Annotated in this window: 27 protein-coding genes and 1 tRNA gene; 14 read left to right on the top strand and 14 right to left on the bottom strand. The window is 67.2% G+C overall.

The window, feature by feature from the left end; translation table 11 throughout:
- Positions 1-30 precede the first annotated feature (30 nt).
- Positions 31-1,920: a hydantoinase B/oxoprolinase family protein gene (locus OG947_RS09310; RefSeq protein WP_037186312.1), complete on the top strand. Its 1,890-nt coding sequence runs from the start codon at positions 31-33 to the stop codon at positions 1,918-1,920.
- The gene (locus tag OG947_RS09315) at positions 1,917-2,546 is read left to right on the top strand and encodes an isochorismatase family protein (RefSeq protein WP_328813757.1); all 630 of its coding nucleotides are present in this window, start codon (positions 1,917-1,919) and stop codon (positions 2,544-2,546) included. Before OG947_RS09310 ends, OG947_RS09315 begins: the two co-directional genes overlap by 4 nt.
- On the opposite strand, the gene OG947_RS09320 is transcribed toward OG947_RS09315, so the two are convergent.
- Positions 2,526-3,773: an AGE family epimerase/isomerase gene (locus OG947_RS09320; protein ID WP_328813758.1), complete on the bottom strand. Its 1,248-nt coding sequence runs from the start codon at positions 3,771-3,773 to the stop codon at positions 2,526-2,528. The genes OG947_RS09315 and OG947_RS09320 overlap by 21 nt on opposite strands.
- Before the next feature lie 95 nt (positions 3,774-3,868).
- Between OG947_RS09320 and OG947_RS09325 the strand changes: the two genes are divergently transcribed.
- A complete protein-coding gene (locus OG947_RS09325; RefSeq protein ID WP_328813759.1) occupies positions 3,869-4,294 on the top strand; it encodes an SRPBCC family protein in 426 nt (141 codons plus the stop codon).
- A 6-nt stretch (positions 4,295-4,300) separates the two neighbouring features.
- Here OG947_RS09325 and OG947_RS09330 read toward each other — a convergent pair whose 3' ends face one another.
- Both OG947_RS09330 and OG947_RS09335 read right to left on the bottom strand, forming a co-directional pair.
- Positions 4,301-4,969: a hypothetical protein gene (locus OG947_RS09330; protein ID WP_328813760.1), complete on the bottom strand. Its 669-nt coding sequence runs from the start codon at positions 4,967-4,969 to the stop codon at positions 4,301-4,303.
- Positions 4,966-5,442, bottom strand: coding sequence for a hypothetical protein (locus tag OG947_RS09335; protein ID WP_328813761.1), 477 nt, complete (start codon positions 5,440-5,442; stop codon positions 4,966-4,968). The genes OG947_RS09330 and OG947_RS09335 overlap by 4 nt, the downstream gene beginning before the upstream one ends.
- Before the next feature lie 74 nt (positions 5,443-5,516).
- On the opposite strand from OG947_RS09335, the gene OG947_RS09340 reads away from it, so the two are divergent.
- From OG947_RS09340 to OG947_RS09350, 3 genes are all read left to right on the top strand, one after another.
- Positions 5,517-6,011 (top strand): hypothetical protein, encoded by a 495-nt coding sequence (locus OG947_RS09340; RefSeq protein ID WP_328813762.1) that lies wholly within the window; start codon positions 5,517-5,519, stop codon positions 6,009-6,011.
- Entirely contained in the window at positions 6,008-6,397 is a 390-nt protein-coding gene (locus OG947_RS09345) for a transcriptional regulator (RefSeq protein ID WP_307096551.1), read from the top strand. The genes OG947_RS09340 and OG947_RS09345 overlap by 4 nt, the downstream gene beginning before the upstream one ends.
- A gap of 271 nt (positions 6,398-6,668) precedes the next feature.
- Complete coding sequence (locus tag OG947_RS09350) at positions 6,669-7,238, top strand: maleylpyruvate isomerase N-terminal domain-containing protein (RefSeq protein WP_328813763.1); 570 nt, start codon at positions 6,669-6,671, stop codon at positions 7,236-7,238.
- A gap of 9 nt (positions 7,239-7,247) precedes the next feature.
- Here the strand turns inward: OG947_RS09350 and OG947_RS09355 are convergent, their stop codons facing one another.
- Positions 7,248-7,406 (bottom strand): hypothetical protein, encoded by a 159-nt coding sequence (locus OG947_RS09355; protein WP_200933861.1) that lies wholly within the window; start codon positions 7,404-7,406, stop codon positions 7,248-7,250.
- A 129-nt stretch (positions 7,407-7,535) separates the two neighbouring features.
- Between OG947_RS09355 and OG947_RS09360 the strand changes: the two genes are divergently transcribed.
- Positions 7,536-8,321: an SDR family oxidoreductase gene (locus tag OG947_RS09360; RefSeq protein ID WP_222650630.1), complete on the top strand. Its 786-nt coding sequence runs from the start codon at positions 7,536-7,538 to the stop codon at positions 8,319-8,321.
- Positions 8,322-8,332: 11 nt separating this feature from the next.
- Here the strand turns inward: OG947_RS09360 and OG947_RS09365 are convergent, their stop codons facing one another.
- Both OG947_RS09365 and OG947_RS09370 read right to left on the bottom strand, forming a co-directional pair.
- A complete protein-coding gene (locus OG947_RS09365) occupies positions 8,333-9,160 on the bottom strand; it encodes an IclR family transcriptional regulator (protein ID WP_328813764.1) in 828 nt (275 codons plus the stop codon).
- 62 nt (positions 9,161-9,222) lie between these two features.
- Positions 9,223-9,381 carry a hypothetical protein gene (locus OG947_RS09370; RefSeq protein ID WP_197027825.1) on the bottom strand — a complete coding sequence of 53 codons (159 nt, stop codon included), beginning with the start codon at positions 9,379-9,381 and terminating at the stop codon, positions 9,223-9,225.
- A gap of 247 nt (positions 9,382-9,628) precedes the next feature.
- Between OG947_RS09370 and OG947_RS09375 the strand changes: the two genes are divergently transcribed.
- The 3 genes from OG947_RS09375 (at position 9,629) to OG947_RS09385 (ending at position 11,451) form a co-directional block, all read left to right on the top strand.
- A complete protein-coding gene (locus OG947_RS09375) occupies positions 9,629-9,985 on the top strand; it encodes a nuclear transport factor 2 family protein (protein WP_056443437.1) in 357 nt (118 codons plus the stop codon).
- Between the two features lie 55 nt (positions 9,986-10,040).
- A complete protein-coding gene (locus tag OG947_RS09380) occupies positions 10,041-10,553 on the top strand; it encodes a MarR family winged helix-turn-helix transcriptional regulator (RefSeq protein ID WP_056443434.1) in 513 nt (170 codons plus the stop codon).
- A gap of 238 nt (positions 10,554-10,791) precedes the next feature.
- Positions 10,792-11,451 carry a sigma-70 family RNA polymerase sigma factor gene (locus OG947_RS09385; RefSeq protein WP_328810838.1) on the top strand — a complete coding sequence of 220 codons (660 nt, stop codon included), beginning with the start codon at positions 10,792-10,794 and terminating at the stop codon, positions 11,449-11,451.
- Between the two features lie 8 nt (positions 11,452-11,459).
- Here the strand turns inward: OG947_RS09385 and OG947_RS09390 are convergent, their stop codons facing one another.
- The 5 genes from OG947_RS09390 to OG947_RS09410 all read right to left on the bottom strand — a co-directional run bounded on the left by OG947_RS09390 (position 11,460) and on the right by OG947_RS09410 (position 17,999).
- Positions 11,460-12,959, bottom strand: coding sequence for an alpha/beta fold hydrolase (locus OG947_RS09390; protein ID WP_328813765.1), 1,500 nt, complete (start codon positions 12,957-12,959; stop codon positions 11,460-11,462).
- 23 nt (positions 12,960-12,982) lie between these two features.
- A complete protein-coding gene (locus tag OG947_RS09395; RefSeq protein ID WP_328813766.1) occupies positions 12,983-14,926 on the bottom strand; it encodes a S9 family peptidase in 1,944 nt (647 codons plus the stop codon).
- A 55-nt stretch (positions 14,927-14,981) separates the two neighbouring features.
- On the bottom strand, positions 14,982-15,623 hold the full coding sequence (locus tag OG947_RS09400; RefSeq protein WP_328813767.1) for a DUF3159 domain-containing protein: 642 nt from the start codon (positions 15,621-15,623) through the stop codon (positions 14,982-14,984).
- Between the two features lie 154 nt (positions 15,624-15,777).
- Positions 15,778-17,199 carry an alpha/beta hydrolase gene (locus tag OG947_RS09405; RefSeq protein WP_328813768.1) on the bottom strand — a complete coding sequence of 474 codons (1,422 nt, stop codon included), beginning with the start codon at positions 17,197-17,199 and terminating at the stop codon, positions 15,778-15,780.
- Positions 17,200-17,354: 155 nt separating this feature from the next.
- On the bottom strand, positions 17,355-17,999 hold the full coding sequence (locus OG947_RS09410) for a hypothetical protein (RefSeq protein WP_261781762.1): 645 nt from the start codon (positions 17,997-17,999) through the stop codon (positions 17,355-17,357).
- Positions 18,000-18,152: 153 nt separating this feature from the next.
- Here OG947_RS09410 and OG947_RS09415 point away from each other — a divergent pair, with 153 nt between their 5' ends.
- The 4 genes from OG947_RS09415 to OG947_RS09430 all read left to right on the top strand — a co-directional run bounded on the left by OG947_RS09415 (position 18,153) and on the right by OG947_RS09430 (position 21,824).
- Positions 18,153-18,758: a TetR/AcrR family transcriptional regulator gene (locus OG947_RS09415; protein ID WP_027506528.1), complete on the top strand. Its 606-nt coding sequence runs from the start codon at positions 18,153-18,155 to the stop codon at positions 18,756-18,758.
- 149 nt (positions 18,759-18,907) lie between these two features.
- Positions 18,908-20,524, top strand: a complete 1,617-nt coding sequence (locus OG947_RS09420) for an MFS transporter (protein ID WP_328813769.1) — start codon at positions 18,908-18,910, stop codon at positions 20,522-20,524.
- Between the two features lie 95 nt (positions 20,525-20,619).
- A complete protein-coding gene (locus OG947_RS09425; RefSeq protein ID WP_328813770.1) occupies positions 20,620-21,441 on the top strand; it encodes an alpha/beta fold hydrolase in 822 nt (273 codons plus the stop codon).
- Positions 21,438-21,824 (top strand): VOC family protein, encoded by a 387-nt coding sequence (locus tag OG947_RS09430; protein ID WP_328813771.1) that lies wholly within the window; start codon positions 21,438-21,440, stop codon positions 21,822-21,824. The genes OG947_RS09425 and OG947_RS09430 overlap by 4 nt, the downstream gene beginning before the upstream one ends.
- A 62-nt stretch (positions 21,825-21,886) precedes the next feature.
- Here OG947_RS09430 and OG947_RS09435 read toward each other — a convergent pair.
- The 3 genes from OG947_RS09435 to OG947_RS09445 all read right to left on the bottom strand — a co-directional run bounded on the left by OG947_RS09435 (position 21,887) and on the right by OG947_RS09445 (position 24,177).
- Positions 21,887-21,962 (bottom strand) — tRNA-Thr (locus tag OG947_RS09435).
- A 62-nt stretch (positions 21,963-22,024) separates the two neighbouring features.
- Positions 22,025-23,212 carry a DNA polymerase III subunit delta' gene (locus OG947_RS09440; protein ID WP_328813772.1) on the bottom strand — a complete coding sequence of 396 codons (1,188 nt, stop codon included), beginning with the start codon at positions 23,210-23,212 and terminating at the stop codon, positions 22,025-22,027.
- Positions 23,213-23,223: 11 nt separating this feature from the next.
- Positions 23,224-24,177 (bottom strand): DUF808 domain-containing protein, encoded by a 954-nt coding sequence (locus OG947_RS09445; RefSeq protein WP_222647574.1) that lies wholly within the window; start codon positions 24,175-24,177, stop codon positions 23,224-23,226.
- Positions 24,178-24,182 lie beyond the last annotated feature (5 nt).

The raw sequence follows: 24,182 nt of genomic DNA on the forward strand, positions 1-24,182 counted from the left end.
TCTCGCCCGGAACTCATCTCAGGAGACCTGATGGCCACGATCATCGAGACCTCGACCACGCCCTTCACCACGGTTCCCGTGGATCCGATCACGCTCGACATCATCGAGAACGCGCTCCGCAACGCCCGATACGAGATGGACGAGGTGCTCTTCCGTACCGCACTCTCACCCGGTATCCGCGAGCAGCACGACGAGTTCCCGCTCATCGCCGATCCGAGCGGGAAGATGGTCGTCGGGCAGTTCGGTCTGTCCGTGCCCGACTTCCTCGACAATTTCAACGGCACCGTCGGTGAGGGCGACATCCTCCTCACCTCCGATCCGTACGCGTGCGGTGCCGCCATCAGCCACGCCAACGACTGGCTCATCGTGCTGCCGATCTTCCACAGCGGCCGCGTCGTCGGATGGTCGTCGATGTTCGGCCACATGTCCGACGTCGGCGGAAAGACCCCGTCGTCGATGCCCACCGACGCGCACACCATCTTCGAGGAGGGCGTCATCATCCCGCCCTTCAAGCTGTACAGCGAGGGGCAGCTCAACGAGACCGCGCTCGACATCATCCTCAACCAGGTCCGCAAGCCCGACTGGAACAGAGCCGATCTCAACGGCCTCGTCGCCGCGTGTTCGACGGCGTCCCGGCGCATCGTCGAGTTGTGCGACAGATTCGGTGTCGACGTCTACCTGTCCGCCCTCGACGCACTGCTGGACCGCAACTACCAGGCGATGAAGGTACTGCTCGCGATGCTCTTCGTCGACGGCGAGACCATCGAGTTCAACGACTTCATCTGCGACGACGGATGTGGTTACGGACCTTACGAACTCGCGATCACACTGACCCGGCACGGCGAGAAGATCCACCTCGACTTCAGCAAGGCGGCGCCGCAGGCGGTCGGTCCGATCAACTACTTCATCAACGAGAACCTCGTCCGGATGTTCTTCGGGATCTACGTCATCACCGTGGCGGATCCGCAGATCCTCTGGAACGACGGCTTCTATCCGCTGATCGACGTCACCATTCCCGAGGACTCGTTCTGGAAACCGCGCTATCCCGCGGCGCTCAACGGCCGCAACCACGGCATCGGGCGGGTGTTCGACCTCTTCGGTGGGCTCCTGGGCAAGAACAATCCCGACATCCTCAACGCCGCCGGGTTCTCGTCGTCACCCCACTTCATGTACTCGGGCCATTACGACGGCGGACCGCGGGACGGTGAGTGGTTCCAGCTGTACTCCATCGGTTTCGGTGGCATCCCCGGCCGACCGATGGGTGACGGTCCGGACGGACATTCGCTGTGGCCGTCGTTCGTCAACATCCCCTGCGAGTACCTGGAGTCGTACTACCCGCTGCGCATCGAGCGGTGGGAGACGGTCACCGACACGGGCGGCGCCGGTCTGCATCGCGGCGGCAACGGCGTGGACGTGGCCTACTACTTCGAGGAGCCGGGCACCATCGCGATCCACGACGATCGCTGGCTCACCTATCCGTGGGGTGTGAACGGCGGCAAACCCGGTGCACGCGGACGCAAGTGGCTGATCCGCGCGTCGGGTGAGACCGAGATCCTCCCCAGCAAGATTCACGACGTCGAGGTGTCGCGGGGCGATGTGCTGCACTTCGTGACGTGGGGTGGCGGCGGCTGGGGCGACCCGCTGACGCGCGATCCCGAGCTGGTGGCGCTCGAGGTGCGTCGCGGCCTCGTCAGCGCAGACGGCGCTCTGACCGGCTACGGCGTCGTCTGCGACGCGGACGGTGTCATCGATGCCGACGCATCCGCGGGCCGACGCGAGAGCATGGCAGCCGAGCGGGGCGAGATCGAGGTGTTCGACAAGGGTCCGTCCCTCGAGGTCATCCTCGAACGGTGCGAGGAGGAGACCGGTCTGCCGGCGCCACGTCCGCCCGTCAACGTACGGAAGGCGGTGCGCGCGTGACGGACACGCTCGGGTCGTATCGCGAGTCGGGTTTCGCCGGCGATCTCGGACCGGGGCGCAGCGCGGCGGTACTGGTGGTCGACGTCGTGCAGGCGTACCTCGTCGACGGGTCGCCCCTGCGCGCTCCCGTGGAGGACGCCGTCGCCGCTGCCGCGACTCTCGTCGCGGCAGCCCGCGACGCCGGGGTACCGGTCGTCTTCACTCGCGTGAGCTATCAGGCCGGCGGCGCCGACGGCGGGCTGTTCATGCGGAAGATCCCGGCGCTGAGCGTGTTCGAGGAGGGCTCGGATCTCGGCGACTTCCCGTCGGCCCCGCGGCCCGCAGCGGGCGAGACCGTCGTGACGAAGCAGTACGCGAGTGCCTTCTTCGGCACGTCGCTCGCCGCGACCCTCACCGCACGCGGTGTCGACACCCTCTACATCTGCGGCCTGACCACCAGTGGCTGCATCCGCGCCAGCGCCACCGACGCTCTGCAACACGGATTCCGGCCACTCGTGGTCGCGGACGCATGTGGTGATCGGGAGGCGGGGATGCACGAGTCGAACCTGCTCGACCTGCGTGCGAAGTACGCGGACGTTCTCACCCTCGACGAGGCGGTGGGGCAGTTAGGTGGAGTCGCCGACTGACGCCTGTGAATCACCGAGCACCGCCGCGAGGCTCGATCCCGTGGGGTACCGACTGATCCACACCGCCTGGGCTGCGTGGTAGGTGTCGGGCTTCCCGCCCCACACACTCGTCGCCACGGCGTTGTGCTCGTCGAGTTCGTGGTGCCACGATCCGCGCGCTCGGTCGACGTAGCAGTCGGCTGCGTGATCCCACCACGCGCGATAGTCGTTCTCGTACTGCCCTTCTCCGGTCCACCGCAGCAGGGTCGCGGCGGCGGCGATCGCCTCGCACAGCACCCAGTGCAATCGCTGGGTCACGACGGGCCGGCCGGTCCAGTCGGTCGTGTAGACGAAGCCGGGCGTCGACCCTTCCTGCCATCCGTCGGCAGCGGCGCGCCGATACAGCGATCGAGCGACGTCCACGTGGTCGTGGCCGCGCGCGCTGGTGGCCACGAGGGAGACCTGCAGCATCAGGCGCGACCACTCGAAACCGTGACCGACCGTCGCACCGTAGGGCTTGAACTGATCGGCCGGACTGTCGGAGTTGTACTCCAGCAGCGGTTCCCACTCGGTGGTGAAGTGTTCGGGGATGCGCCAGTCGTTGGCCTCGGACCACTCGATGACGCTGTCGCAGATGCGAGCGGCCCGCTCGCGCCACACCGTGGGGGCGCCGGCGTCCACTGCCGCGAGCATCGCCTCCACCATGTGCATGTTCGCGTTGATCCCGCGATAGTCGTCCAGTTCCGACCAGTCGGCGTTCCAGGTGTCCACGCACATGCCACTGCGGTCGTCCCAGAACCGGGCATCGACGACGGCGAGTGCCTCGGCGAGCAGTGCAGGTCCGCGAGGGTGACCCGCCGCGGTGGCCGTCGACGCCGCGAGAACGACGAAGGCGTGCGTGTAGGCCGACTTGGTCGCGTCGTCGGTCGACTCGACCCAGCCGTCGTGTCGGTCGTCGCGCAGCACCGTCAGGAGTCCGTCGAACAGTCGGTCGGCTCTGCGGCGAGAGCCCGGATGCCCGAGCAGCGCACCGAGGTACTGCACGTGCACCATGCGCGCGGTGATCCAGGTGAACACCGGCCGCGTCAGGTCCGGCTCGCCCGTGTCGTCGAGCCACGCCGCGCCTCCCGACGGGTGATCGAGAGTGCGGCCGAAGTCGAGCAACCGGGCGGATTCGCCGTCGAGCCACGACCTGTGGGACGGAAGCGTCGGCCAGGAGGGACCCGCAGGTATCTCGTTCGAGGACACCGCGTCACCCTACGAGACCGTCGGCGCCTCCCGGCTCGGAACAGCGGCACCGGTGCTGACATGATCGGGTCCCGCATCGAACAGGAGTCCCTCTGATGGCAGCACCCACGCGCGTCCACGTCACCCACAAGTTCACGTCCGCACCGGATGTCGTGTTCGCAGCCCTGTCGGAGCACGAGAACCTCGGCCCCCTGTTCGGAGCGAAGATCACGCGTGTTCGTGACGGAGACAGCTCGCGCAACGGTGTCGGCTCCACGCGCGCACTGAAGCTCGGCCCGCTGCCCGCCTTCCACGAGACGACGATCGTCTCCGAACCGAACACCCTCATCGAGTACAAGATCACCAAGGGCTCACCGCTGCGCGGACACTGGGGCACCCAGCGCCTGACCCCGACGACCGACGGCGGCACCGCTCTCGACTACACCATCGGATTCGACGCTCCGGTTCCCGGCCTGGCTCTCGTCGTCGCGAAGGTTCTCACCTCGACCATCTCCGCCAAGATCGGCAACCTCGTTCCCTGACGTCGGTCAGTACGTGTAGTTGATGTCGCGGGAGAACGTGAACCCGCCCGTGGGTGCGGTGCAGGCGATGATGTCGTCCGGCCCGGACTTGCACACCACCCCGTCGACAGAGAGCACCTGGCCGACGTCGAGCACCAGAGCGTTCTGATCGACGTAGATGCCCTGCGTCGTGCAGAAGCTCCCCGAACCCGCACCGGTGACACGAATTGCCACCTTGTCGTTGGCCGCGTTCGAACACTGCGCACCCTCGACTGGGTTTCGGCCGTCCTCGGCCTGGCATCCCACTCGTCCCTCTGGACCGTCCGACGCCCAGATACCGCAGTGCAGGTTTCCCATCGGCGACGTGAAGTTGTACTTCCCGGGTTCGGTCAGGAACACCGCGGGATCGACGTTGCCTGCCTCGTTGCCGGACGGCTGGAAGGGCGCACCCCCGGGCACGAGATCGGCCGCTTCTTCCGGAGTTTGCTCCGGTGGGGTGGCAGTGGACTCCTCCGACGCCGGTGTCGCGGTGGTCGACTCCACCGCCGGTGTCGCGGTGGTCGGCTCCACCGTCGACGTGGCCACCGTGGTCCCAGCAGCCGGCGCATCCGTCGCGGAATCCCCGCCGGAACACCCCATCAGAGCCGACGCACACAGTGCAGCGATCGGAACGACGAACGTCCGCATCGCCGTCATCGGGCCGGCACCTCGAAAGTGGGGCTCGGCGTGTGCGGGGTGTTCGTCCTGAACGTGACAGTGACCGGTCCTGCACCCGTGTCGATGTCGAGATAGGGGTTGGTCACGTTGGGGCCCTGGAAACGCCAGCTCGCCACTCGGTGTCCGGCGGTACCGCGAGCGCCGGTGTCGTGATTGTGCCAGTCCGCGTACATGGTCACGTAGCACTCGTAGTCGGCCAGCCCCACCCACGCGGGGCTGTACAGATGGGTCGTGAAGTCAGCGTGAATCTCGTCAGGGGTGTAGCCGCTGGTCACTCTGACATCGACCGTTCCGGCGAGGCACTGGGGAACCTCGGCGAGAGTGTGGATGCGCTGCTCCGGTGAGAAGTACATCGGTTGCGCACCGGCGTTCACGGTGCCACCCACCGTGACGACTGCCGTCAGGGCGCCGGTGACGACGACGGCGCGAGTGCTGATCGGGCGCTTCTTCATGACCCTCCTCGAGTGGACTGCACGACCCGTCGAACCTAACACTTTCCGGTACGGAAAGTGTTAGTGTTTCCGTCATGGAAAGCCATCAGTCGCCAGACGATGCTCGCGCCCTGCTGAGTGAGATCCATGCCGACCGAGTCGTTCTGGCCGACCGTCTCGTGGCGCCGACATGGTTCTATCCAACCTTCGCGGCACTGACCGCCCTGTACGTCGGTACACCGTCGCTGCCCGACGGCCACGTGCGTTCGGTGTCGACGTCTGTTCTGGTCGCGGCCGCGATCGTGACGACGGTGCTCTATCCCCGCCTGACGGGGGTACGCCCATCAGGAGTGGGTGTGGTCGGGTGGTGTGTTCTCGGTGGGCTGCTGGTGACCGTGCTCGGATCGTTGAGCGTCTCCTACGGTCTGGTGGCATCTCTGTCCGCGTGGTGGGTCCTCGTGCCACAGGCGCTGTGTTTCGTGCTCGTGCTGTTCGGCGGCCGCCTGTTCGACCGCGAGTATCGCCGCCATCTGCACGCAGACGACGTCCGACGCCCGTCCGGCCGGGCGCACTCCGGACCACGGTCGTGACCGAGGATCGCGGCCCCGAACCACGATTCGATGCCGTCATCCACGCACCGGTCCGGCTGCGCATCTGCGGGCTTCTACGCCGAGTCGACGAGATCGATTTCGCCATCATCCGCGACACCCTCGAGATCAGTGATGCGTCTCTGTCCAAACATCTCCGAGCTCTGTCGGACGCGGGCTACGTGTCGACGAAGAAGACGACATCACTCTCCCGCGGCGACTCGCGACTGGTGACGTGGGTCGAGCTGACCCGGGTCGGTCGCGATGCTTTCGACTCTCACATCGCAGAACTCGGACTCATCGCGCACGGTCGCCCGGAACAGTCGACGGCTCGGCAACCACTGTCGACGAGACTTCCCCACTTCGGACCGACACCCGAATTCGGCTGACGACCGCACGGCGCCGTCGCCTGATCCACGTCGTATCCACGTTGTTCATGCCGACGTCGACTCACCCGCCGTTCGAGTTCACCGGGGCTCGATATCAATGACCCGTCACCGTCGAACAGCGCAGCGGCACAGACAGAATTCGGGTCGCATCCTGTGCGCGGGGAGACCGGTGACGCAACGATCCGAGCGCCCGCCGACACGGGCACCCTGCTCGGCTCGGGCTCGCTCGCGCACGATTGACGTGAGGGCGACGACGGTGCACAGTGCGCGCATGACACCGCCGCGCGAGACCGCCGACCGTCACCGCGCCGTCGCCGCGACCTTCACCACGCTCGTCGAGTCCACGTCGGCCTGGGATGCCCCGGCGCCCGTGGACGGTTGGACCGCACGTGATGTGGTGGCGCACCTCGTCGACTGGTTCCCGGCGTTTCTGACGACGGCCACCGGGCTGGAACTCGATCATGGGCGCTCACCACTCCAGGACCCGGTCGATGCCTGGCGTGTCCACAGCGACGCCGTGCAGAGAGTGCTGGACGGGCCGGACGCCGCGACCCCGTTCCACCATCCGATGATCGGCGAGATGCCACTTCCCGCGGCGGTCGGCCAGTTCTACGTACCCGACGTCTTCATGCACTCGTGGGACCTCGCCGCGGCCGGCGGGCAGGACCTCTCACTCGACGCCGACTACTGCGCCGAACTGGTCGACGGCATGCGGCCGATCGAGGAGCTCATGCGGTCGTCCGGCCAGTACGGGCCGGCTGTCGCCGTACCCGACGACGCCGACGATCAGACGAGGCTACTCGGATTCATCGGGCGCGATCCGCATTTCCTCGGGCGCTGAGGCGCCGCGTCAGTCCTGCACTTCGTCTCGCTCGTGCTGCGTTCTCTGCTCGAGCTCGTCGTCGTCGAGATGGCTCGGTGTCTTGGCGTGAGCCCGGCGGTCCGGGTGCGCGTCCTCCGTGGGAACCAGGACGTCGTCGAGTGTGGGTTCGTCGTGTGGATCGGTCATGAGTGCGGCGTGCCCGCGGACGAGTCATCCAAACGTCCCCGTTCTCACTCCGCGATAACGACCCTGGACGCCCCAGACCGTGCAGGTGTGATCTGGATGAGAATCATTCACCGAGTCACGGAGGTCTCCATGAGCCAGAACCCACGCGTCGCCGTCGTCACCGGAGCAGCCCGAGGAATCGGTAAGAGCATTGCCGAACGCCTGGGCCGAGACGGTCTTCACGTCGTCGTCGCCGACCTGCCTGGTTCGAAGGACGGTGTCGACGAGACCGTCGAGACGATCGTCGGTGCCGGCGGTGTGGCCACGGGCGCCGCGGTCGACGTCGTGGACGAATCCTCGGTCGAATCGTTGGTGCGTACCGCGGTGGACGCAGGCGGGCGCCTCGACGTCTTCGTCGCGAATGCCGGAATCGCCCAGGTCGAGGAGCTGCTGAAATACGACAGCGCCGACTTCGACAAAATCTTCGACGTCAACGTCAAAGGCATCTTCAATTCCTACCGAGCCGCGGCCAACCAGTTCATCGCGCAGGGAGGCGGCGGCAAGATCATCGGCGCGGCCTCGATCGTCGCGTTCCGACCCTTCGCACTTCTCGGCCCCTACTCGGCGACGAAGTGGGCCGTACGCGGTCTCACCCAGGCCGCGGCCATGGAGTGGGCCGAACACGGCATCACCGTCAATGCCTACGGCCCCGGCATCGTCGGCACGGCGATGTGGGATCTCATCGACGAGAAGCTCGCCGCGAAGCACGGCCAGCAGAAGGGCGAGGCGCTCGCCGAGAACGCCCAGTCGATCCTGCTGGGCCGAGTATCGGTGCCCGACGATGTGGCGAAGCTCGTGAGCTTCATGGCATCTCCGGATTCCGACTACGTCACGGGTCAGACGATGCTCGTGGACGGTGGCATCCAGTTCTCCTGACGCGGACGAGGTCAGCCGGTGCGCAACCACCGGCTGATCTCGTTCGCCGCGGACCGCAACGCGTGCTCCACCTCGGCCGCCCGTCGACGGTCCACTTCCCGATCGGGGGTGCTGATGGCCGCGGCTCCCATGACCGCACCCGACGCATCATGGACAGCCACTGCAGCGCACGCTTTCGTCGGAACGAATTCCTCACGCTCCCATGCCACCCCACGACGGGACACCTCGGCGAGGTGGTGTTCCAGTTCGTCGCGGTCGGTGATGGTCGTGGACGTGAGCCGTTCGGTGCCATGGGTGTCGAGGTACTCGGCTGCGTCCTCGCGGGACATCGCAGCGAGCAGGATCTTGCCGAAGGCAGTCGCGTGCCCGGCCTCGTGGAAACCAAAGTTCAGCGGCGTGATGCGGGGGTGGGTGGCGCAGTCGGCGACATGCGCCACCACAACGTCGGACCCGCGGTAGACGGCGAAGTAGCTTGCCGTCCCCAGTGTCTCGTGCAGCTTCGAGATACGCTGCCGCACCGGCACAGGCACGCCGACCTGGCGATGCAGGCTGACACCGAGACGAGCCAACTTGTATCCCAGCTCGAACCGCTGTCGCGCTCGGAGATGAACGAGGTAGTCGCAACCGACGAGTACCTGCAGCAGACGGTAGGTCGTGGGCAGCGGGAAGCCCAGCACCTCGGAGACCTCCTTGGCGGTGGCGCCGCCGCGATCGGCCACCACCTCGAGCACGGCGAGGGTCTTCTCCACCGTGGCGACTCCGCCGGCTCCGGCGCGCCGCAACCGCGTCGGGACGTCGGGGGTCGGGGGATCACGGGGAATTCGATCGTCGTCGAGCACACCCCCATCGTCTCTCAGCACCGCCGCAGGGGGCGGAAGATCGAGCCCACGGGTTTCGTCGATCACAGAACTCGACGGGCGCGACGGTCCAACTCGCGGCGCACCCGGGTGCACTCGTTGGAGACCGACACGACGTCGTCCGGTGGCGCGTCGCGGGCAATGGCGGAACGGCGGTCCGTCACCAGCCGCTCGTACCGTTCCTGCAACAGATCGGTGGACATTTCCGCATAGTTCATCGCCCGACTCAGCTCTGACCGCGAGGGTGACCCGGCAGGTCACACCACACTCTCGATCTCCACGATCAGGATCCATCACCGGAGGTCGACTCGGGCATGAATGGCAGATCCCCCACGGACGGTCCATTGACCCGTTCCATTGTGGCGCCACCCTCTCGCGACGCGGTTGACGTGGAGACCGGCCGCGCCTAATTTGGGTGAACCTTCACCTGTATGGAACTGGAGCCCAGCGATGGCAGAGTCGATCGAGCAGCTGATGCACGCCAACCTCCTGCAGGTCTTCGGCGAACGGGACCCCGCGGCGAGGCGGGCCGCCATCGCGCGGACGTACACCGAGGACGTCGTCTTCTCCGATGCCGAGGCTCGGGTGCAGGGCCACGACGCACTCGATGCCAAGGTGCAGGCGATCCTCGACGACGCACCGGGATTCGTGTTCACCGCGGACGGCAGCGTTCACCTCATGCAGGACGCCGGCTACCTGGCGTGGGCACTCGGACCCGAGGGCTCCGATCCCGTCGTCCGCGGAGCCGATGTCGGCATCGTTCGCGACGGCCTCCTGGCACAGGTCTACACCGTCATCCTCACCTGAGGTCGGTGGCCGCCTCGATGCGGGCCGTCCGTCGTCGGCCGGGTACAACAGGACGATGACCGAGTACGACGTGGCATCCGAGTCTCCTTACGCCTTTCTCGGCGAGGAGGAGACACGGGCCTGGTACGCCTACATGAAGGTGCACCTGCGGCTGCGCTACGAGATGGATCACCAGCTGCGCGGCGATCACGGCATCTCCCTGGCCGACTACGACGTACTGGTGGCGCTGGTCAGCGATCCCGAGCGCACGCTCTCGGTGTCCGACCTCGCCACCCGCATCGGCTCCGAGCGCAGCAGGGTCTCGCATCAGCTCCGCAGCCTGAGCGCACGGGGACTCGTGACCCTGGCGACCGACCCCGACGACCGTCGAGTGACCCGAGTTGCACTGTCCGACAGAGGTAACGACACCCTCGCCGATGTCTCGCCGCGACACATCGACTTCGTGCGGTCCGTCTTCTTCGATGCCCTCACTCCCCCTCAGGTGCAGGAGATGTCGACGATGTTCGAGGGCATCTACGACCAGTTGATCCGACACGGGACACTGCCCCGGCCTGTCGACCATCCGTGAGTCACCCGACGCCGATCAGTCGGAGTCGGACGGGAACCCGGGAGAGCAACGACACATCGGATCTCACGGCGCTTCTCACGGGTTACCGACCCTCGAACACTTCCTGACACCGAGACTGGCGCGATTCACGAACTCCTGGTCGCCCGCTGCTCAGGAAACGGACCGCACGGCGCACGACGCGAGATACGCGGTGTCCGTTCATGCGAGCGTCGGGGCCCGCATGATGCAGAATCAGTCCATGACCACGGCGGAGTACGCATCTCCGCGACGAGCGCGCCCACCATTTCTCGATGTCGATCGGTCCGATCGTGCAGCGACCGAGGCGAAGGCCGCTGCGCTGGACCGAGACCTTCGCGACCGATGCGGTGTCCTGCTCGGCCTGATCGCCTCCGGGGACGACCGCGCGATGGTCGAACTGATGCTGGTCACTCGACCCGTGGTGTTCGCAGCGGCGTTGCGAGTTCTCGGAGACCGTGCGCGCGCCGAGGACACGGCTCAGGAGACGTACTTCCAGGTGTGGACCTCGGCCGGAACGTTCGACTCCGACCGAGGGACACCTCACGCCTGGTTGGCGACTCTCGCGCGCCGACGAGCGATCGACCGTTCGCGCTCCGACACGGCGTCGGCGAGGCGGGACACGGCGTACACCGCATCGCATTTCGACCGCGCTCACGACGGCGTCTGGGAAGCGGTGTGGACGAACGCCGACAACGATCTGCTGACGAAGGCGCTGATCGAACTGACCAGTCTGCAGAGAACCGCTGTCGACCTGGTCTACTTCCAGGGCCTGTCGTGCCGCGAAGCAGCCGAGCGGCTCGGCGTACCTCATGCCACCGTCAAGACCCGCGTGCGAGACGCCGTGCTGCGCTTGCGACTTCACCTCGCGCGCACCGCCTGAGCGAGCGCTCAGAGGGTGCAGCGAGTCCCTGCCTCGGGTGTGGCCAGCTCGACGAGATAGTCGGCCACGATGTCGTTCACGCAGGCATTCGCACCGGAGATCGCGACGGTGTGCTGCTCGCCGTCCACGGGGAGCAGCGTTCCGCCCAGAGTGTCCGCGAGGTTCACACCTCCTTCGTAGGGCGTGGACGGATCACCCGTGATCGAGATCGTCAGAGTGTCGGGAACGCCCTCGACATCCTGTGCGTAGGGAATTCCGAGTGTCGGCTCGGCCGGCCAGAACTCGCACGGATCACGAGCTCCCTCCGGACCGAGTCCCGCGTCCGTGAACGGCGCGATCTCCTGAATTCTCCGTTTGAGCTCGACTTCCTCCTCCGGTGTGTTGCGGTCCTCGTCCATGCAATTGACGGCGTAGAGCGCTTCGCTGAAGTTGGGGTGGGTGCCGTCCTCGTCGCGGCCGCCGAACACGTCGAGGATCTTCAGCAACGTGTCTCCCTGTCCCGCAGTGACCTCGGCTATCCCTCGGATGATGACAGGCCACACCGTCGAGTCGTAGAGTCCCGCGACCACCGCTCCGTATGCAGCGTCGAAGTCGAGGCGCCGACCGCTCTCGGTGACGATGGGATTCTCGACGAGAGGCCTGACGATGTCCTGGAACCTCTCGACCGCCCTGCTCGGATCGGGGCCCAGCGGACAGTCCGGAGACGCCGCACAGGACGCGGCCATCTCGTCGAACGAGCGCTGGAAGCCGGTGAACTGGTCGACTCTGCGGTCGGCCGTGCTCTGAGCGGGGTCGATGGCGCCGTCCAGGACCATGGCGCGCACGTTCTGAGGGAACATCTCGGCGTACACCGCTCCCAGTCTCGTTCCGTAACTCTGACCGAGGTAGCTCAGTTTCTCGTCGCCGAGCACCTCTCGCAGAATGTCCATGTCCCGCGCGGCATCTCGAGTTCCGACCGCCGAGAGGACGTCGTCGCCGCCCGAGCGCTCGGCGCAGCGTTCGACCAGGCGACGCGAGTCGTCCTCCGTCAGCGTTCTCGAGCCGGTCAGCACCGTGGTGTACGCCTCGCCGGCGTCGTTCTCGGCATCGGTGAAACAGTCGATCGCCGGTGTCGACGCACCGACCCCGCGAGGATCGAAGCCGATCAGGTCGAAGTGTTCGGTCACGCGACTGTCCGCCAAGGTCGTCGCACCCGCGGCGGCCATGCTCATTCCCGGCCCACCGGGCCCACCCGGATTGAGCAGCAGTGACCCGATTCGCTCACCCCGCGCGGGTGCCTTCAGCAGGGCGATCTGCGCCGTCCGACCGTCGGGATCGTCGTAGTCCAACGGCACGGTCACGTGAGCACACTCGAAGGTCGGGTCGGCGGCGAACGCAGTGGCATCGGCCGATGTCACCGCGTACCCGTCGCACGATTCGAAGGCCACGTCCTGGCCGTGAACACTGCTCAGATCCGGCTCGGTCCGCGGTTGCGCACACCCGGCGAGCACCAGCGCAGTGACTGCCACGGTGACTCCTGCCGTCCTGCGGCTCACGACAGCGACCCGCTCGGTGCGTGGACGGACGAGGGACTCGCGGAATGCTCGCGCCCACCAAGGTGCTGGGCGAGGAACCGCTCGACCTCGCTGTAGAACGCGATGGTGTTCTCGGGGTTGACGAACCCGTGTCCTTCGTCGTCGAAGACGAGGTAGTCGACGTGGACCCCACACGAGCGGAGGGTGGCGACGACGTTGTCGGACTCGGCTCTGGTGACACGAGGGTCGTTGGCTCCCTGCGCGATGAGCAGGGGCGCCATGGACGCGTCGAGACGGCTGATCGGGGACCGCGCGAGCATGTCCGCTTCCTGCTCCGGGTCACTCGGGTCGCCGACGAACCGGTACCAGTTGTTGACCAGGCTGGCCCGGAGAAAGGACGGTTGTGTCCTCATGAAGTTGGCGAGGTCCGAGATGCCGACCAGATCGACCGCCGCGGTGAACACGTCGGGGGTGAAGGTCGCGCCGACCAACGCGGCGTACCCGCCGTACGAGCCGCCCATGATCGCGACGCGCTCACGATCGGCGTACCCCTGCTGTACGGCCCACTCCACCGCGTCGACCAGGTCGTCGTGCATCGCGCCCGCGAATTCCCCCACCGCGGCGTTGGTGTGAGCCTTCCCGTAGCCGGTGGAACCGCGGAAGTTGACCTGCAGCACGGCATACCCGCGGTTGGCGAGCATCTGCACGACGGAATCGAAGCCCCACGAGTCGCGATACCAGGGGCCGCCGTGCACGAACAGCACCAGCGGCAGCGCGGTCGGGTCGACGCCGAGAGGCAACGTCAGGAAAGACGGCAGCGCACGCCCGTCGCGCGCCTCGATGGTCACCGGTTCCATCGGCGCCATCGCGGTCGGCTCGAGATGCGGGTACGGACGGAACAACTGGCGGCTCGCACCCGCGGTGTGGTCGTAGAGAAAGGTGACAGCGGGATCCCGATCGTGCACGAAGCTGACGGTCCAGCGCAGTCCGCTCCGGTCCGAGGACAGTGCGCCGACATCGCCGTCCGAGAGCTGTTCGAGTGCGCGCAGGATCTCTCCGAAGCGCGGGTCGAGCACCCGTATCTCCTGACGCTCGCCCAGGTATCGCACCCCGAGCAGGTCGCCGGTCTCGGCGTCGCAGATCAGGGGCGACAATGTCTGTTCGACAGCGCGGCGGGCTGCGTCGAGTTCCAACGTCGGGTGCGAGTCGACGACGGTCTCCTCGCCGGTGTCGAGGTCGACGCGCACGAGGTGAGTCAGATCGCGCCCGCGGGTCGAGCCCATCCACAAGCCTGTACCGTCCGGGGTCATCTCGGTCGGGGTGATCCCGATCGGGTAGTCCGTGGCGTCGATCGACGCGATCGGAGTCCGTGTTCCCGACGGGGTGACCCGGGACAGGAGCAGGTGGCCGTCGTCGGTCGTCTCCTGCTCGACGAGAATGTCGCCATCCGCGAGCATCAGCAATCGGTCCGTTCCGGCGCTGCGCCCGATCATGGTGATCTCACCGGTCGCGACGTCGATCCTGTGAAGGTCGAACTCGGCAGGGTTCCGCGCGTTGAGCATCACCGTGTAGCTGCCTGTACTCCCGCGCACCGGCAGGAGTCCGACAGCACGAGCGCCGGGGAACGGCGTGAGATCGACGGCGGGACTGCAGGGATCGTCGAGATCGACACGGAACACGTGGTGGTTCTCGTCGCCTCCACTGTCCTGCAGGTACAGCAGCCACCGGGGGTCGTCGGTCCACTCGAACTTCATGACGCTGCGGGTCTCGTCAGCGCTCACGCATCGTGCATCACCCACGGCGGAGAGATCCGGGGCGATGTCCTGCACCCAGACGTTGAGCCTGTTCCTCCACGGTGCGAGGAAGGCGATTCTGTTGCCTTCCGGAGAGATTCGGGCACCGACCGCGGCGGGCGGGCCGAAGAGGTCGTCGATCGCGATCAGATCGGGTGCAGTGGTCATGGGAGGTCCTCTCCTCTGGTGGGGCGGGTGTCGAGCTGTCTGTCAGTGGTGTCTCTCAACGGACGAAGTGGGTGGTCGAACGCCGGAACGCCCAGACGGTGACCACCACGGCGACCGCGAACAACGGCGCACCCATCGCGATTCTCGCGACGGCGAGCCAGCCGGTGGCGTCGGTGTCGTACAGCCAGTCCTGCACGAGGTACCGGGCACCGAAGAGCACCGCGAAGGTGAGAGTGGCGACGTCGTGGGCGCGGCGCACCGAGGAGTTCCGTCGCCATGCATATCGGTTGCCGTGCAGCGCGTTCCACAGCAGGCCGGTCACCGGTCTGCGGATCAACACCGATGCGAGTACCACGACGCCGGCCACCAGGCTGGTCCAGATGCCGAGAAGGAAGTAGCCGCTCGCACTGCCACTCATCGCCGCGACGGCGCCGGCGGCGAGAACGCCGACGAGACCGCCGCTCGCCCCGGCGATCGACTCACCACCTCGGACGCGATGGACGGTCAGTCCCAGTGCGACGAGCACCGCGGCGCCGATCGCGACCGGCAGCGTCCAGACGGCGTTCGCGACGACGAACACGATCACCGGTATCGCGGTGCGGATCATGCCGCTGGTGCCACCCAGACTGTCCACCACCCTCGCGCCGGCATCGGTGGTCGGTGCGTCCTGCGTGCTGTCGTGCGGCGGGTTCGTCATGTCGCCCTCCTTGCGCCTCGGTCGATCCGGTCGAATGTGTTCATCGACAACCAGAGTCGTCGAGCTGACCGACCGCTGCCAGTGCCTGCGTGCACCGGATACGGTGACACTGTCATCGACCGGTCATGACAGATGTCACGGCGTCAGCCGGTGCTCACTGCGTCGCCCGAGGACACTGCGTCGCCCGAGGACACTGGGCGTCCTTCTCCGGCATGGTGCCGTCGACGAGATAGTCGGTGACCACCTCCTGCGCGCAGGGGTTGGTTCCGAGTGCGAAGACACCGTGCCCACTGCCGTCGACGGTGAGCAGCCGGGAACGATCTCCGAAGTGCTCGTCGAGCAGTTCACCGCCGCTCGAGGGCGTGACCGGATCACGTCGATGCTGCGCGATGAGGATGTTCGTCGGTCCGTCGGAGTCGATGGAGACCGGGGGTTCGGTCGGGGCATGGGCCCAGAACGCGCACGGCATGATGTTCGCCGCCGCTGCGCCGAACAGCGGGTAGTCGACCCTGTCGGTGGCGACGGCACTCTCGTAGGTGGTCACGTCGTGCGGCCACTCGACGTCGTTGCAGGTGACCGCCAGGAAGACGGACCACGAGTTGTCGCCGGCCGACGGTACTGGAGCCCCCTGCGGAAGGTCCCCACCCTGACCCGCCGCGAGGCCGTCCCGGTACGAGACCCACGCATCGGCCGCAGTCTCGTACGTCGCCGGGTTGTACAGCGTGACGAAGGTGGCCAGACGGAACGAGCGACCGTCGACCCCGTTCACGGGCGTGGCATCGAGCCTGGAGGCGATGTCGAAGTACGTCGCCCGCACCTCGTCCTCGGTCGCACCGAGACCGTATCGGTCGTGACGCTCGGCCATCCACCGGGCGAGATCCGGGAAGGTGTCTTCCATTCCTCGGGAATAGCGCCGCATCCCGGCTCGATCGAGATGGGTGTCACCGATGTTGCTGTCCAACACGATTCGGTCGGTGCTCTCGGGGAACATCGACGCATAGGCCGCGCCCAGCGCCGAGCCGTAGGAGTAGCCGAGGAAGCTCGCGGTGTCCTCGCCGAGAGCAGCTCGGACGCGGTCGAGGTCCCGCGCCATGTTCGCGGTGCTCACGTGGCGCAGCAGGCCGTCGTCCTCGGCGGCGCACCGGCGCGCGACTTCTCTCGCAGTACGAACCTGCTCGTCGAAGGCAGCCTGGTCGTACGCGTACGGCGGGACTGCGCCGTAGTAGTGCAGGTCGTCGGTGAAGCCGCAGCTGATGGGACTGGAATGGCCCACCCCACGGGTGTCCATGCCGATGAGGTCGTAACTGTCCAGCACGGACTGCGGCATGCCCCGATTCACCAGGAACGTCGGTTGGTCGAGCCCCGTACCACCGGGGCCGCCCGGGTTGAGCAACAGCACCCCTCGCCGTTCCTCCGGCTTCTGGGAGGGCAGCCGAGAGATCATGACGTCGATCTGTCCAGCATCGGGGTCGTCGTAGTCGATCGGCACGGGCACCGACGCGCACTGCAGGCGCGACGGTTCCTCCGCTGGGTCACCGACGTCGTCGGGACATGAGGCCCACTCGAGGTCGGGCATGGAATATGGTTGCTGCACTGCAGTATCGGGCTGAGACGCGGTGGAGGTCGTCGAGCAGCCGACGAGAACGAGGCTGATCGCGGCCACCGCAGCAGTACGCGTGTCGTATCGGTTCACGGGATGTCCATTCGGTAGCAGGGGTGGCCGACGGCCGATCAGTTGCCGGCGGCGTCGAGCCAGTGATAACGCAGTCGCAGAGCGCGTTCCGTGCTGCCCACGGCGGCACCGACGGTGGAGGCGACCGTCGACCACGTCGGCAGATCGATCGGTGCGGCGATGACACCGACCGACTCGGCGATCGGCGGAATTCGAGACACCGTCTCGACGAGATACACCGCGAGCGACAGGACTCCGCTGAGAACGAGGGCGATCGAGACGACGCCGATGACCGAACTCGCCGCGGGGTGTCGCCTGTCGAATCGGGCCCGGCGCCCTTCGGCCGAGCGAGGGTCGGGGCTCAGCTGCCGCTCGCTCCCGTCAGCGGAGACGAGATGGCACCGCTTGACACCGAAACCACTCATCGCGACCTCGATGCGGCCGTCCTCGACGGGGAACGCGGCGGGCAGTGCCGACCGTGCTTCGCACAGACCGTCTCTGTACAGATCGGCCGTGACAGAACCGGAGGCCTGGTCCTGCCAGTGCCTGATGTCGACGGACCATTCCGGCTCATGGGGGCCCGACGGTGGGAGATGAAACAGCGCACGTCCCAGCAACTGCCACCATCGGAACGGCTGCAGTGCTCGCCCGTCGCCGGGTCGCACCCGACGAGCCGCGCGGCGGCGCCTGACTCGATCGAACATGATTCGCTCCTCTTCCGCCGGCCGTGCCATTAGCACGCTGTACTGTCGCGAACGATGGCGACGACGCTAGCACACCGTGCTAGCACATTGTGCTGGTCGCGTGATCGGTCCTGCTCCGAGCAGGAACGAGCGCAGAGGAACAGAGGGGACGCGATGCCGACACCGGAGGAACCCGGCCCGGACACGCGGGCGCGGATACTCATCGCTGCCTGCGAGATGATCGGTGAGGACCCGGCGTCGACACTCAGCGTGCGATCGGTCGCCGCGCGCGCCGGAGTGAGCATGGGTTCTCTCCGTCATCACTTCCCCACCCAGCGCGCACTGCGCGAGGCCGTTCTCGCCACGATCTACGACGTGGTGACACCGGACGCCGACGTCATCCACGACCGATCGATACCGGCTCGGGATCGCCTCGTGCGCTGCCTCGAGCAGGTCCTGGTGCCTGCCGTCGGTGCGCAGGCGCGGCGCGCGTTGATCAGCACCGTCGAGGCGTTCGCAGTACCCGAACCCACCGCAGACATCCGAGCCGCCTACGCGTCCTTCGCCGAGGAAGCGCACCGGAGAGTCGAGCAGTGGCTCGACATTCTCGCCGCCGAAGGTGCAGCGCCACAGGGTGATCAGTCGCTGAACGCCGCGTTCCTCAACACGGTTCTCGACGGCCTGTTCTGGGACCGGGCGATGCCCACCGATCCCGCCACGCTGCACCGAGCGACCGCCATTCTCCAGCATGCAGTGGATTCGGTCCTCACGCCGCCGTGACCACGTCGAGGATGTGGCTCGGGGCTTCATCCTCACCGCGAGGAGAGGGATGACCCGCGCTGCGCCGTCTCGACACCGCCCGGTGGTCGTGATATGCCTGGCGGCATCGTCGCCACCGCGCACGCATCGACCGACCGGAAGGTCCACCCATGACCGCCGACCTCGCCGCAGGCCCCGACACCCACTCGTCCTCGGCATGGGCGCCGCTGCGTGGCCGGGTGTATCGCACGCTGTTCATCGCTCAGTTGGTGTCGAACATCGGCCTGTGGATGCAGACGGTGGGATCACAGTGGTTCCTGGTGGAGCAGAACAGCAGCGCGACGGTGGTCGCCCTCGTGCAGACGGCCAGCCTGCTGCCCACCTTGTTCTTCGCCCTCCTCGCCGGCGGACTCGCCGATCTGCTCGATCGGCGCAAGTTGTTGATCGCGATCAGCACGTACACCGCCATCGCCGCGACGGCCACCGCGGTGCTCGCCTTCACCGACGTGCTGACCCCGGTGATGTTGCTGGCGATGACGTTCCTGCTGGGGTGCGGCTCTGCGCTGTCGTCTCCCGCATGGCAGGCCATTCAGCCGGAACTGGTCCCGGCCGAACAGATCCCGGCAGCATCCGCCCTGGGCGGCGTGACCGTGAACGGTGCGCGCGCCGTCGGCCCGGCCATCGGCGGCGTGATCGTGGCTGCGGCCGGACCCGCCGCGGTGTTCGCCATCAACGCCCTGACGTTCGTCGTCATCATCGGCGCGCTCGTGTGGTGGCGTCGGCCCGCAGACGATCGATCCGTCGACCGAGAGCGCCTCGGCAGGTCCATGCTGACCGGGCTGCACTACATGCAGTCCGCACCGATCGTGCGCCGGATCCTGCTGCGCTCGGCCCTGTTCGCCTTCCCGGCATCGGCGCTGTGGGCCCTGCTGCCCCTGGCCTCTTCGCGCCACCTGCACTTCGGCGCGTCGGGGTACGGGCTCGTCCTGGGAATGCTCGGTGTCGGCGCAGTGTCCGGCGTGGCGCTCTACCCGCGGTTGCGACAGTCGATGTCGGGCAACGCCGTGCTGGCACTGTCCGCGGTGACCTATGCCGTCGGCGTCGTCTCCGTGGCCTACCTCCCCGCCGGCGCGGCCGTCCCGTTGCTGCTGCTGTCGGGCGCCGCGTGGATCGCCACCCTGACCACTCTCAACGCGGCGATTCAGCTCTCTCTCGCGCACTGGGTGAGAGCTCGGGGGATGTCGATCTACCTGTTGGTGTTCATGGGCTCCCAGGCGCTGGGCTCGTTCGTCTGGGGTCTGGTCGCGTCGCACGTCGGTTTCGCCGCGGCGCTGCTGATCTCGGCGGTGCTGTTGGTGGTCACCGCCGCCAGCGTCACGGTCCTGCCTCTGCGCGCCGACACCGGCACGCTGCCGCGCGGGGTGTCGACGGCGTGGCCGACACCGATGGTGATGTTCGAACCCGAACCCGACGACGGCCCCGTGGTCGTCTCGGTGACGTACCGGGTGCGGCCCGACTCGACGACCGACTTCGACCGCGCCATGGCGGCCGTCGGGAAAGCTCGCCGCCGGACCGGCGGGTACTCCTGGGCACTGTTCAGGAACGGCGAGGACCCGTCTCTGCGTGTCGAGCAGTTCACCGCCCGGTCGTGGGGCGATCTCGAGCGGCAGCACCGTGAGCGCTGGACCGAGTCGGATCACCAGCGGATGACCGAGGCTCTGTCCTACACGGTGACCGGTACGACCGAGAAGGAGGAACACCTGTTCGGCGTACCGGCCGACCGGTAGTGCGAGACCCCGGCCGGACGTGACGACCCCCGGTCAGGCGTGCAAAAGCGTTGTCGTCAGCCACTGATCGGAACCCACGAAACCTGGAGGTCGCCATGCCCTACATCACCACCACCGACGGAGCCGAGATCTACTACACCGAGCAGGGCACCGGAAAGCCCGTGGTGCTGAGCCACGGATGGCCGCTGTCGTCGGATGCCTGGCAGGTCGAGCTCAAGCTGCTCGCCGACGCCGGCTACCGGGCCATCGCCCACGATCGCCGCGGACACGGCCGGTCGTCCAAGACCTACACCGGCAACGACATGGACACCTACGCCCGTGACCTCGCCGAGCTCGTCGAGGCTCTGGATCTGCAGGAACTGACGTTGATCGGCCACTCGACCGGCGGCGGCGAAGTCGTCCGCTACGCCGCCCAGCACGGCGGATCCCGCGTCGCCCGCGTCATCACTGCCGGCGCCGTCCCGCCCATCATGCTGAAGTCGGAGTCCAACCCGGAGGGCACCCCGATCGAGGCACTGAACGACATCCGCGACGGCGTGCTGACCGACCGCTCGCAGTTCTACCAGGATCTCGCGCAGCCATTCTTCGGCGCCAACCGTGACGGCGCCGCGGTCTCGCAAGGCGCGATCGACGACTTCTGGCGTCAGGGAATGCTCGTCAACCTCGCTGCCGCCTACGACTGCGTGAAAGCGTTCTCCGAGACCGACTTCACCGAGGATCTGAAGGCGCTGACGGTCCCGATCTTCATCGCCCAGGGTGACGACGACCAGATCGTCCCCATCGCGGCGGCGGCCCTGAAGTCCATCGACCTCGTCCGGGACGGCACGTTGAAGGTGTACCCGGGCGCACCGCACGGCATCTACGGCGACTACCAGAAGGCCCTGGACGCAGACATTCTCGACTTCCTCGCCCGATGACCACCCCCCTCGCCCTCGGGCCCGTCGGCAACGTCTTCTACTTCGTCGACGACCTCGAGGCCGCAGTCGAGTGGTACTCCGCCCGGCTGGGTCGCACACCGATCCAGCGGGGCGGGGCACTGGTGGCCTACGACATCGACGGGGTACGGCTCACGCTGCACGAGAACGACGACTACAACTCGTCCGGGCCGGACGGAGTCTCCGCCTACTGGACCGTGACCGACGTGGATGCGATCGTCGCGGACTGGACAGCCCACGGAGCGGTTGCACACCGGGGACCCAAGACGGTCTTCACCGGTGAACGTCTGTGCCAGCTGCTCGATCCGTTCGGCAATCTGTTCTCGGTGCGACAGGCTCCTGCGCAGACGAGTGTCGACGGCTAGGACAGGGGATCAGAGATCGAAAAAGCGGCCACGTATATCGCGTGGCCGCTTTTTCTGACTGTTGGAGCCGCCTAAGAGAATCGAACTCTTGACCTTTTCATTACGAGTGAAATGCTCTACCGACTGAGCTAAGGCGGCGCGGCTCCCTGAGGAGCCATCGCAAGTTTAACCGGTCCCCCCGCCCGAACCCAAAACGGGGGTCAGCGGGCCGCCGCGCCCAGTGTGGCGACCATCGCGTCGACCGCGAACTTGGGCTTGACGTTCATCTCCAGCGCTTCGCGGCACCGGAGGATCGCCTCGATGCACTGCAGCAACGACTCGGGAGTCGACACCGAGGCGAGGCCGCGGGCCTGGTCCTCCATGTCGGGGTGCGTCATCGTCGACGAGGCGCCGTACGACTGTGCGAGAGCGTCGCGGTACAGCCCGGCGAGGTCGATGAGTGCCCGGTCCAGCGAGTCTCGACCGGTACGAGTGCGCCTCGACTTCTGCCGCTGTTCCAGTTCCTTGAGCACGCCGGCGGATCCTCGCAGCGCGCCCGCTGCACCCTTGCCGGTGCCGCCGGCGCCGAGTGACGTCCGCAGTTCGTCGGTCTCCCGCTCGTCGCGGTCGGCGTTGATCTGCACCGCGTCGGACTCGGCGGCCTTCACCAGTTCTTCGACCACCGCGTACTGGGTGGCGGGGCGGAGCGCCGCCTTGGCGATGCCCAGTGCCCGCTGCCGTCGCTCGCGTGCCTCGGGGTCCGTCGCCAAGCGGCGCGCGCGGCCCACGTGTCCGCCGCCCACCGAGGCGGCCCACGCGGCGGTCTTCTCGTCCAGGCCGTCGTTCTCCCGCAGTACGCGTGCGATGTCCGCGGGTTTGGGCGTCACCAGAGCCACGTGCCGGCAGCGCGAGCGGATGGTGACGGCGATGTCCTCCGGATCCACGGACGGTGCGCAGAGCAGGAATATGGTGCGGGCCGGCGGCTCCTCGACCGCCTTGAGGAGCGCGTTGTAGGCGCGCTCGCCCAGCCTGTCCGCGTCCTCGATGACCACGATCTGCCACGTCCCCGTGGTGGGGCGACGCGCTGCCATCTGCACCACCTCGCGCATCTCCTTGACAGAGATGCTGAGGCCCTGCGGCACGATGCGGCGCACGTCGCCGTGGGTGCCGTGCAGGGTGGTGGTGCAGGCGTGGCAGTGGCCGCACCCGATGACGTCCGGATCCGTGCACTGCAGCGCAGCCGCGAAGCAGACAGCGGCGATGGAGCGGCCGGACCCGGGAGGCCCGGTGAACAACCACGAATGCGTCATGCGGGAACCGATGTCACCCTCACGCGCAGCCGCCGCCGCGTCGGACAGCTCGGCGACCACCTCGTGCTGACCGACCAGCCGTTCGAACACTCGCGCCATGGGAGGAGAGCTTAGTGCTCCTGTGCGACAGCCCCACCGCGACGCTTGGCCAGCAACGAGGACACCCCGGTCATCACGGCCACGACGATAGAGCCGACGACGAGACCGATCAGCGCGGATGCCAGCGTGTTGACGATCCAGGCCAGCACACCCCCGATACCGGCGACGTCGTGGACCGCGTCCTCCATGTGGTGGACGAACTCGTAGATCGGGTGGAAGCCCAGCTCGTCGATGCCGTTGAGCAGGATGTGGCCGCCGACCCACAACATCGCCGCGGTGCCCACCACGGACAGCACCGCCATGACCTTGGGCATGCCCTTGACCAGGCCGCGCCCGACGGTCTGCGCGATGCCCGACGAGGTGTCGGCCAACCGGAGACCGATGTCGTCCATCTTCACGATGAGACCGACAACGCCGTAGACGAGGACGGTGATCACCACGGCGACGACGGCCAGGATGATCAGTCGGCTCCAGAAACCCTCGGCGGCGATGGTGTCGAGCGCGATGACCATGATCTCGGCGGACAGGATGAGGTCGGTGCGCACAGCTCCGGCGACGACAGCGTCCTCGTCGCGAGGTCCGTCCTCCTCGTGATCGTGAGCGCCGTGTCCGGAGATGGCGCCCCAGATCTTGTGCATCGCTTCGTAACTGAGGTAGGCACCGCCGACCATGAGGATCGGCGTCAGCAGCCACGGCAGGAACTGGCTCAGCAGCAGCGCGATCGGCAGGATGATGAGCAGCTTGTTACGGAGCGACCCGAGGGCGATGCGCCGCACGATGGGGAGCTCACGTTCGGCGGCGAGGCCGCGCACGTACTGCGGCGTCACGGCGGTGTCGTCGATGACCACACCGGCGGCCTTGGCCGTCGCCTTGCCTGTCGCGGCACCGACGTCGTCGATCGACGCCGCCGCCAGCCTGGCAAGCGCTGCCACGTCGTCGAGCAGGGCTACGAGTCCGCCGGCCATCAGTA

Source organism: Rhodococcus sp. NBC_00297, from assembly GCF_036173065.1.
Classification (GTDB): domain Bacteria; phylum Actinomycetota; class Actinomycetes; order Mycobacteriales; family Mycobacteriaceae; genus Rhodococcoides.